The sequence below is a fragment of the uncultured Alloprevotella sp. genome, from assembly GCF_963536905.1.
Lineage (GTDB): Bacteria > Bacteroidota > Bacteroidia > Bacteroidales > Bacteroidaceae > Alloprevotella.
In genome coordinates this window covers 50,025-60,484 of record NZ_CAUTBW010000008.1, presented here as the reverse complement: position 1 = coordinate 60,484, position 10,460 = coordinate 50,025, and the positions used below count along the sequence as shown (strand labels likewise).

At 37.5% G+C, this 10,460-nt stretch carries 7 protein-coding genes and 1 pseudogene; 6 read left to right on the top strand and 2 right to left on the bottom strand.

Annotation, left to right across the window (positions count from 1 at the left end):
- Window positions 1–591: pseudogene (locus ABLA33_RS02525) on the bottom strand (hypothetical protein); the annotation flags it as partial.
- A gap of 182 nt (window positions 592–773) precedes the next feature.
- On the bottom strand, window positions 774–1,727 hold the full coding sequence (locus ABLA33_RS02520) for a glucosaminidase domain-containing protein (RefSeq protein ID WP_347719113.1): 954 nt from the start codon (window positions 1,725–1,727) through the stop codon (window positions 774–776).
- A gap of 285 nt (window positions 1,728–2,012) precedes the next feature.
- Here ABLA33_RS02520 and ABLA33_RS02515 point away from each other — a divergent pair, with 285 nt between their 5' ends.
- The 6 genes from ABLA33_RS02515 to lysA all read left to right on the top strand — a co-directional run bounded on the left by ABLA33_RS02515 (window position 2,013) and on the right by lysA (window position 10,396).
- Window positions 2,013–3,686: an AMP-binding protein gene (locus ABLA33_RS02515; RefSeq protein WP_347719112.1), complete on the top strand. Its 1,674-nt coding sequence runs from the start codon at window positions 2,013–2,015 to the stop codon at window positions 3,684–3,686.
- A 105-nt stretch (window positions 3,687–3,791) separates the two neighbouring features.
- Window positions 3,792–4,607, top strand: a complete 816-nt coding sequence (lptB, locus tag ABLA33_RS02510; RefSeq protein ID WP_311490487.1) for an LPS export ABC transporter ATP-binding protein — start codon at window positions 3,792–3,794, stop codon at window positions 4,605–4,607.
- A complete protein-coding gene (locus ABLA33_RS02505; RefSeq protein ID WP_347719111.1) occupies window positions 4,604–7,069 on the top strand; it encodes a prolyl oligopeptidase family serine peptidase in 2,466 nt (821 codons plus the stop codon). The genes lptB and ABLA33_RS02505 overlap by 4 nt, the downstream gene beginning before the upstream one ends.
- Window positions 7,070–7,206: 137 nt before the next feature.
- A complete protein-coding gene (locus ABLA33_RS02500) occupies window positions 7,207–7,914 on the top strand; it encodes an ATP-binding cassette domain-containing protein (RefSeq protein ID WP_311490484.1) in 708 nt (235 codons plus the stop codon).
- 9 nt (window positions 7,915–7,923) lie between these two features.
- Window positions 7,924–9,234, top strand: a complete 1,311-nt coding sequence (locus ABLA33_RS02495; protein WP_347719110.1) for an aspartate kinase — start codon at window positions 7,924–7,926, stop codon at window positions 9,232–9,234.
- Window positions 9,235–9,238: 4 nt separating this feature from the next.
- On the top strand, window positions 9,239–10,396 hold the full coding sequence (gene lysA, locus ABLA33_RS02490) for a diaminopimelate decarboxylase (protein WP_347719109.1): 1,158 nt from the start codon (window positions 9,239–9,241) through the stop codon (window positions 10,394–10,396).
- Window positions 10,397–10,460: the final 64 nt, after the last annotated feature.

Genomic DNA, 10,460 nt, shown 5'->3' with positions numbered 1-10,460 from the left:
CCAGCCTCCGCGATTTGTGTCGCGCCAACCTCGTGGACCATAATTCCAAGTGTAGTAGTTCCAATAAGGATTGCCCCATCCCCAGTAGGAATTACTCCAACTCCAATACGGGTTATAAGGATTATAGTAACCACCCCAAGTCCAAGAATACCACGGATCATACCAACCATAACGATCGCTCCATCCCCATCGCGAATTCCAATACCAAGAAGAAGATAGCCAAGGATCGTATAAATAGGTATCATAGAAATCCCAATAGTAAGGACTTGCTACTACCACCATACGTGGTGAATGGAAACGAACAATACGTGCTGTACACTCACCATCTGGACTGTAATCTTCATTATCATAATAAGCTGAACTAGAAGATTTAGTTTTTGAATCGCGACGATTATATTCGTCCACACTACGCTTACTACTACGGCCTTCATACCAAGTAGAATTATTGTCGTTCTCTATTCTTTGATAAGAAGAGTTTGACACATTCTCTTTTGTCTCTTGCCCGTTAGGAACAAAGTAGACATCGTCTTGCGCATAGCCGCCCATAACGCCCATGCAGACAAATGACAAAAATAAAAACGACTTCTTCATAATTTTGTTATAATTTATTCTTTTCTTATTTTAAAGGAGACGTAAGAGGCGCATAAAAGTTACACTCCGTCTTGTTAAATTATCTTTTATTCACAATTTCTTTATTAAATCCTCCAAATCTATACAAACTGAAATTTCAAGAAAACTTTAATTGTAAGAATCTTCAACAAATGATACACCTTTTAATACACACGAATTTCATCTCCCACCCTTGCTTGATAAGAATAAGGAAAATTATTCATTTTATAGAGATACTTAAGCTGAATACCATAACGTTGAGCTATTGAATAAAGACTTTCACCAACTTGCACTTTGTGCTGACGATCTTTGTATACGCTTGCGGCACGTTTACCTTTTTTATCGAGAAAAATTATATCGCCAGCTTTCAATACATAGTGTTCTGGCAATTCATTAAACTTTTTAAGGCGATGCTCTGATACACCAGTTTGACGAGATATGATTTCTAGTTTGTCACCAGCATTGGCCACAACATAACGAAGTCCATTACATTGACGGACAACCATCTGTATTGAATTCGCACTTACTGCTGTTTGGGATATACGAGGAAATTCGTTTGCAACTACCACGAATGGCTTGGAAAAGGATATACGATCATATTGCGTTAAATCGTATAAATCAATCAAACTTATCAACTTGTCTGCATACTTTGGGTTTGTAGCATATCCTGCAGCCTTCAAGCCTCTTGCCCAACCTTGATAATCAAGTTTATCAAGCTGAAAAAGAGACGCATATCTACTCCGTGTTGTTAAAAACAAAGAATGATCCTCGTAACTCTGTTGAGGATTCTCATATTTCCTAAAACGTTCCCCTCTTTTGTCATCATCTTTAAAGACAAACGCTCCGTCCCAAGTTCCACCTGTCTTGATACCAAAATGATTGTTAGCAGTTATAGCAAGGAAACTAGTCCCGGCCCCACTTTCCAACAAACCTTGGGCAAGAGTTATACTAGCAGGAATACCATAACGCCGCATCTGCTCAATGGCCATTCCCTTATAGGTGTTGATGTATTGCTTATAAGCCTCATTTTGCGCTTTCGCGTAACAAGTACCTAGGCATAGCAATAATAAGAGTATAATCTTTCTCATAAATGCAAAATTACAAGATGCAGTATACAAAACAAATTTTTCTATTGATTATTTCTTTATTCCTTTACTCTTCCATTCTTTTTTTATATAAATTAAAAATTTTATCAAGTTTTTATCTCATAAAAACTAAGGGAGTCTGTTAAATCAAAATATATTCACACAGAAATCCTAAAAGTTTTATACTCTTCAACTAATAAACTAAAAGATACGAACAAAAGAATATAATTCATTTTAGTGGTAAATAAAGAAAAAGCGCTACTTTTGCACATAAACAACTTTAATGAGCAAAAATAGTTTTAATTCTACAAAACAATTATGATTGAATATCAAGACTTTGTTGGGCTTATTGAGAAAAGCATTAAAGAAAACTGGGATCGAAATGCTTTCACCGACTACCAGGGCAGCACATTACAATTTCACGATGTTGCAAGAAAGATTGAGAAACTCCACATACTCTTTGAAAATGCAGGTATTAAGCCTGGTGACAACATAGCTCTATGTGGGCGTAATAGTTCGGCGTGGGCAAGTGCTTTTTTAGCAATCCTAACATACGGAGCAGTTGCAGTCCCCATCCTTCACGAATTTAAGGCACCTCAGGTTCACGACATTGTTAATCACTCTGATGCCAAATTACTTTTTGTTGGCGATCAAGTATGGCCTACGATAAAGGCTGACGAGATGCCTAAACTAGAAGGAATCATCAACATCCCAGACTATAGTCTTCTAATAAGTCGCAGCGAATCACTAACAGAAGCACGTGAAACGCTCAATAAGAAGTTTGGTGAAAAATACCCCAAATACTTCCGTGCAGAACACGTCAAATATAAGGCTGCAGATGATCCCAATCGTCTTGCTATATTGAATTATACCAGTGGAACTACTAGCAATTCAAAGGGAGTATTAATCCCATATCGTGCACTCTGGTCTAATATGGACTTTGCAGAAAAAGCATTAGGACACATCATTAAGCCAGGATCAAAAATCATTAGTATCCTACCTATGGCACACATGTACGGTATGTCCTTTGAGTTTCTATATGAAGTTTTGAGTGGTACACATATATATTTCCTTACACGCCTACCATCCCCAAAAATCATATTCCAGGCCTTTGCAGAAGTAAAGCCAGATTTAATCATAAGTGTTCCGCTGATTATCGAAAAGATTATTCGCAAAGCAGTACTTCCACAACTGCAAACCCCCAGCATGAAACTATTGCTCCGCTTGCCGGTTATTAGCGATAAGATTTGTCAAAGAATCCGCGAAAAACTATATAATGCATTCGGTGGAAACTTCTATGAAATCATCATTGGTGGAGCTGCCTTTAACAGCGAAATAGAACAATTACTTCACAAGATAGGTTTTAACTACACTGTGGGATATGGTGCAACAGAATGTGCTCCTATTATTTCATATGCAGATTGGAAAGAATTACCGCTAGGTTCTTGCGGCCGTATTGTCCCGCATATGGAAGTAAAAATAGACAGCCCTGATCCTGAAAATATTGTTGGAGAAATCATGGTACGTGGTGCTAACGTAATGCTCGGATATTATAAGAATCCAGAAGCTACAGCTGCAGTCATTGACAGTGATGGCTGGTTTCATACAGGGGATTTAGGTGTACTTGACGCAGATGGCTTTCTATACATCCGTGGGCGCTCTAAAAACATGCTACTTGGCTCCAGCGGACAGAATATCTATCCCGAAGAGATTGAGGACAAACTAAATACACTACCTTATGTGAGCGAATCCATCGTAATTCAAAAAGGAGAAAAACTCTATGGTCTAGTTTATCCAGATTTCGAAGAAGCACAAAAAGATGGTTTGGATGATGAGATGCTTGCAGCACAAATGGAGCAAAATAGAAAAGAACTAAACTCTATAGTAAATAATTACGAACAACTTTCTGGCATCAAAATATTCCAAGAAGAATTTGAGAAAACGCCCAAGCGTAGTATCAAACGCTTCCTCTATGCTGATGCAGAGATTTAAAAACCTCTTTCGAAAAACAAATACCTGTAATTTATAAAGTTATTATCCCTGTTTTCTTTCTGAAGACGGGGATTTTTCTTTAACTTCGCAACAAAATTTCGTTTCATGAATGATATTCAAAAAGATCTTGATCAACTAGCACAAAACGATAGCATGATTCTTCGCTCTGAGAACTTGGTGAAGAAGTATGGTAAACGAACGGTCGTTAATGGCGTCTCTTTTGAAGTACACCAAGGCGAAATTGTTGGTCTTCTTGGCCCAAACGGAGCAGGTAAAACCACATCTTTCTACATGACTACAGGGTTAGTTGTTCCAAACGCTGGACACATTTACCTAAATGATCATGATATCACGACATATCCAGTCTACAAACGAGCACGTTATGGTATTGGTTATTTAGCTCAAGAAGCTAGCGTATTTCGCACCATGAGTGTTGAAGATAATATCATGTCCGTCTTAGAAATGACTGGTAAACCTCTAGAATACAGAAAAGAAAGATTGGAAAGTCTTATTTCTGAATTTCGCCTCCAAAAGGTTCGAAATAATAATGGCAATCAATTATCGGGAGGTGAACGACGAAGAACAGAGATTGCGCGCTGCCTAGCCATTGACCCTAAATTTATCATGCTTGATGAACCTTTTGCAGGCGTCGACCCAATTGCCGTTGAAGATATTCAATATATAGTTTGGAAACTGAAAGATAAACATATAGGAATTCTTATTACAGATCATAACGTAGAAGAAACTCTCTGCATCACAGATAGAGCTTATTTGCTATTCGAGGGACGTATTCTCTTCCATGGCACTCCAGAAGAATTAGCGGATAATCAAACAGTACGCGATAAATACCTTACCAATTCATTCAAATTACGAAAAAAAGACTTCCAACTGATGGAAGAACAACGAGAACAAAAGATATGAAACACTTTTTTGCAACTCTTTTACTTGCTACTCCCCTTTCATCCTTTGCAGACACCATTGCAGTGAAGCAGGCTGAAATAGTTGGACCAGTAACATTTTCCTCTCCTTATATTATATCGGAAAAGAACCAAAAAGGTCAGACATTCAACCAACAAGAATTCTTCAACAACAATATTTCTCTCTTGCAAGAGAAATCTATGAGCACAATCGATAGAGGTGCTGCACTGACTGCTGAAGCTCCAACAATGCGTGTTCTGCGCTTTAAGTTGAGAACAGATCGATTTATTTCAGCAAGACTAAACATCAGAAGTTTAGCATACTATACAACTTACGTTAATGGCCAAGAAGCAAATAGTTCTCTACGCTTGAAGCCAGGAGATACAACTATTGAATTATTGTGTCTCACCAATAAGACGGATAAAGACTCTTTCTTTGTACAAATTGACGGCAGAGATCTCACCGGATTACAAATAAATGCTCCAGGGAAACATCTGTGGAGTCAAGAAGACATGCTCTTTGGGCCACACTACTGGGGAGTCTCTGTTTCTCCTAATGGACGTTATATCTCCTACTCTATCTACAATACACGCAAAGATGGAAGTGCAGCCTATAAGACTTATATAAAAGAAGCTAAAACGCACAAAATTATTCGGCAATACAATGATTTTGTTGCAACACAGTGGATTCCAACCACAGATAAACTTTATACTACCAGAAAAGATGAAAAAGGGAATACGAATCTGTTTAGCATAAATTTAGAAACTTCTGAAGAAACACTTATTGCCGCTAATATTCCAGAAGGTGACTTCACCTTGAGTCCAACAATGGACTATCTCATCTATGATAAGGAGCAAAAAGGTAGTACTGATTTAGAAGGAACAAAACGCATAATAGATCCAGATGATCGCATACCAGGTTGGCGCGATCGATCAGATCTATTTATGTACAATCTAAAGACAAAACAAATGCAACGTCTTACATTTGGTGATCGTAGTATTCATCTGTACGATATTTCATCGGATGGTAAAAAAATTCTCTTTGCATGGAATAAAATGACGCCTAGTAAGACACCTTTTGATGCAATAACAATCTTGGAGATGGATGCTCACACACTAAAGGTAGACACCCTTCTCTGTGAACAACCTTTTATTTCATCTGCAAGTTATTCGCCTGATGGACAGCAACTGCTTGTCAAAGCATCTCCTTGGTCGTTTAATAAAATAGGATGCGAAGTCAAACCTAATCAAATTCCAAATTCATTTGACTATCGTCTTTATCTTTACGATATTGCAAGTAAAAAAGTTACTCCCCTATTAAGAAATTTCAAACCAAATGTAAAGAACTACGAATGGTTGAAGGGAGACGGAAAAATCTATTTTAATGCTGAAGATGGATTCAATATTTCACTTTTTAGTCTTAATCCAAAAACACTAAAAGTAGAACGGCTGAATCTTCCCATTACAAACATTCAACAATATTCTATAGCAGAGAATAGTAGTAAACCTTTGCTACTTGTCACAGGGCAAAGTGGAGAGATTGCACGCCAAATGTTCCTTGGAGTTGCAGGGCAAAAGATGAATACATTTGGAGAGATCAACTTTGAAAAAGAGATGAACGATGTAGCACTGCCTAAGTGCATCGATTGGAACTTTAAAGCTTCGCGTGGGGATACTATTCATAATTTCTACTATCTTCCTGCGAATTTTGATACCTCAAAGAAGTATCCAATGATTGTTTACTATTATGGAGGTTGCTCTCCAACTAGCAAGAATCTAGAAGGATTTTGGCCCCTTTCTGCTCTAACAAGCCAAGGTTATATCGTACTCATTCTTGAGCCAAGCGGTGCCACAGGATTTGGTCAAGAATTTGCAGCTCGCCACGTAAATACCTGGGGAGATGAGAGTAGTGATGATATTATTGAAGGTGTTAAAAGGTTCTGTTCTGAGCATTCATTCATTAACCCAAAGAAAATCGGATGTATGGGAGCTTCTTATGGAGGATTTATGACGCAATACTTACAAACTAAAACAAATCTATTTGCAGCCGCCATTAGTCATGCTGGTATCAGCGATATAACGGCATATTGGGGAGGTGGATATTGGGGGTATACCTATGGAGAAACAGCTGAATATGGAAATTTCCCATGGTCTAATCCTGACCTATTCGTAAAGCACAGCCCTCTCTACAATGCAGACAAGATTCATACTCCATTATTATTATTACACGGAACGGACGATACTAATGTCCCTACTAATCAAAGTCAAGCATTATATACTGCTCTACGAATATTAAATCGTCCAACAGCCTATATAACATTTGATGGAGAGAATCATGTAATCAGTAAGTTCAAGAATAGAATGGCTTGGCAGGAAATTATCAACGCATGGTTCGCTATGTGGTTGAAAGATGAACCGCAATGGTGGAATTCTCTCTATCCTGGAGATTGTTTTGATAAAAATTAAAAAATCAAAAACAAAGTATCACAACAATAAAGATCTCACAAGCATATTAAAAATATATTAATAGTAACTCTACACCGTCTTAAAGAAGAGTCTTATATGACTTTCCCGAATAAACGACAACAGAAATCAATCATGTTATGCTTATTGAATTAAAAAATATAGATATTGCTCATAGAGATAAAACGCTCATAAGTAATGTAGAATTCTATGTAGAAGAAGGCGAATTTGTCTATATCATTGGTAGCGTTGGCTCAGGGAAAAGTTCCTTGCTAAAAACTCTTTATGGTGAACTTCCCATCACCAAATCTAACTCAGATGAAGTTATATCCAACATCTTAGATGTTAATCTATTAACTGTAAAAAGTAAACACTTGCCTGAGCTACGCCGACAACTGGGAATTATCTTTCAAGATTTTCAGCTGTTACATGATAGAACTATTGGTGACAATCTTGATTTTGTACTCCGTGCCACAGGCTGGAAGAAAAAAAACGAACGATCTCAACGCATAGAAGAAGTTCTTAACTTAGTAGAACTGACTGATAAAAAAGATAAATTTCCACATGAGCTTTCTGGTGGTGAACAACAACGCATTAGTATTGCTCGTGCACTTTTAAATAAGCCGCGTATCATTTTAGCCGATGAACCCACGGGAAATCTTGACCAAAATACAGGATACAAAATTGTACAAATACTGAGAAACGTATGTGAACAAGGAACAACAGTTTTAATGGTAACTCACAATCTTAACTACCTTAGTCGCTTTCCTGGTATTGTATATCGAATAGAAGGTTTTTCCATTAAAGATGTAAGTAACGAATATAATACTCCTATAGAATTAGATTAAAGCAGAATTATGAAGATACAGAAATTTGGTGGTACCTCAGTAGGTACTCCGCAGCGAATGAAAGAAGTATGCAACCTCATTACGCAAGAGAAGGGAAATATCGTAGTATTATCAGCTATGTCTGGCACGACAAATAGCTTGGTAGAAATTGCAGACTATTTCAAAAAAGGAAATCCAGAAGCAGCTAGTGGAGTCATTAATAGGCTCCGCTCCAAATATGCACAGCATATAGAAGATCTTTACTCTTCTGAAGAATCGAAACAACGGACACTGAGCTTCCTTGATGAAGAATTTACTCTTCTTCATTCTTTTGCATGTGTATCTTTTACTGATACTGTAGAAAAAACAATTGTTGCACAAGGTGAAATTATTAGTACCAATATGGTCACTAACTACCTCACTGAACAAGGAATAAAAGTAAAACTTCTTCCTGCACTATCTTATATGCGACTTAGTGAAAATGGTGAGCCAGATCTTCCATATATTAAAGAACATTTGAGTGAGCTTTTACAAGCTAATCCTGCGGATCTTTATATTACTCAAGGATTTATTGCTCGCAATGCAAAGGGGGATATAGATAATTTACTACGTGGTGGGTCTGACTATACTGCATGTCTAATTGGAGCCGGATTGAAAGCTGAAGAAATTCAGATTTGGACAGATATAGACGGCATGCACAATAATGATCCTCGGGTTGTAGAAAATACAGAAGCAGTTCGCCAACTCAACTTTGAAGAAGCTGCTGAATTAGCTTATTTTGGAGCAAAAATTCTTCATCCTACTTGTATTCAACCAGCTCGCTATGCAGGCGTCCCAGTAAAATTACTAAATACAATGGACCCCAAGGCTCCAGGAACAGTTATCAACAATGAGATGATGCCTAATAAAATTAAAGCTGTCGCAGCAAAAGATAATATTACCGCTATCAAAATTGTTAGTTCACGTATGTTACTGGCAACAGGATTTCTCTCAAAAGTTTTTGAAATCTTTGAAACATATAAGACTAGTATCGATATGATTACAACATCCGAAGTTGGTGTATCTTTGAGTATCGACAACAAGAGCCAACTAACTCAAATTGTTGAAGAACTCAAAAAATACGGTACAGTTGAAGTAGATGAAGAGATGTGTATAATTTGTGTTGTTGGCGATCTACGTTGGGGGAACGTTGGCTTTGAATCCCGCGTCTCTGAAGCAATGGCCAATATACCAGTACGCATGATTAGTTATGGTGGTTCCAACCACAACATATCCTTCCTTGTGCGCGAACAAGATAAGAAAAATGCACTGATTGCTCTCAGCGCAAAACTCTTTAATTAACAATATGCAAAATATGCCATTTCCTATAGATTGGTTTCAGCAGCAAACAACTCCTTTCTACTACTACGATTTTAGAATTCTTCAAAAAACATTGGAGGCAGCAAAAAAGGCTGTAGTGGAAAACGATAACTATCATCTACATTATGCTGTTAAGGCCAATTCTAATCCACAAATTCTAAAAAAGATTAGCCAAGCTGGACTTGGAGCTGACTGTGTAAGTGGAGGAGAAATAAAAGCAGCTCTAGCTGCAGGGTTTCCAGCTTCTAGCATTGTCTTCGCAGGAGTTGGAAAAGCCGATTGGGAAATAAAACTTGCTTTAGAAGTACAAATCAGTTGTTTCAATGTAGAAAGTATCCCTGAACTATACGTCATAAACGACTTAGCTGCAGAGCAAGGAGTAAAAGCAAATATTGCATTCAGAATTACCCCGAACATAGATGCACATACAAACTCAAAAATTACAACGGGACTCAGAGAAAACAAATTTGGAATAGCGATGGAGGATATGGTTTTTGCTGTTAAAGAGGCCATATCTCTCCCTCATATCAATTATGTAGGACTACATTTTCATATTGGAAGCCAAATTCTTGACAATTCCCGCTTTGCTGTTTTATCTGAACGTATTAACAAACTTCAGGATCAATTAGATGCAGAGAATATTAAAACATCAACTATAAATGTTGGAGGAGGATTGGGAGTTAACTATGAATATCCTGACGAGCATCTCATCCCAGACTTCAAAAAATATATTGATACATTTCGTCATATTCTCAAATTGCGACCTGGACAACAGGTACATTTCGAATTAGGCCGCAGCATAGTTGCACAATGTGGTACTTTAATTAGTAGAGTTCTATATGTAAAAGAAGGACACAACAAAAAGTTTCTCATCCTTGACGCAGGTTTTACAGATCTCATACGACCAGCCATGTATAATGCTTTTCATCTTGCGCAAAACCTGACAGCAACTACAAAAAAAATAGAGAAATATGATATCGTAGGCCCCATTTGCGAAAGTAGTGATATATTTATAAAGGATTTCTACATGCCTGAAGGCAAACGCGGAGATCTGATTGCCTTTCGTTCTGCAGGTGCCTATGGGGAAATTATGGCGAGCCAATATAATTGTCGCTCACTACCAAATAGTATCGTCTCAGAATAGCACCTAGAAACTTTAGCTTTCACAAGCTTTTAAAAAAAATATTCTGATAAAAGACAATATATTT

Coding starts and splice junctions, on each gene's coding strand:
- lysA (WP_347719109.1), top strand. CDS start 9,239: ATGCAAAATATGCCATTTCCTATAGATTGGTTTCAGCAGCAAACAACT.
- ABLA33_RS02495 (WP_347719110.1), top strand. CDS start 7,924: ATGAAGATACAGAAATTTGGTGGTACCTCAGTAGGTACTCCGCAGCGA.
- lptB (WP_311490487.1), top strand. CDS start 3,792: ATGAATGATATTCAAAAAGATCTTGATCAACTAGCACAAAACGATAGC.
- ABLA33_RS02505 (WP_347719111.1), top strand. CDS start 4,604: ATGAAACACTTTTTTGCAACTCTTTTACTTGCTACTCCCCTTTCATCC.
- ABLA33_RS02500 (WP_311490484.1), top strand. CDS start 7,207: ATGCTTATTGAATTAAAAAATATAGATATTGCTCATAGAGATAAAACG.
- ABLA33_RS02515 (WP_347719112.1), top strand. CDS start 2,013: ATGATTGAATATCAAGACTTTGTTGGGCTTATTGAGAAAAGCATTAAA.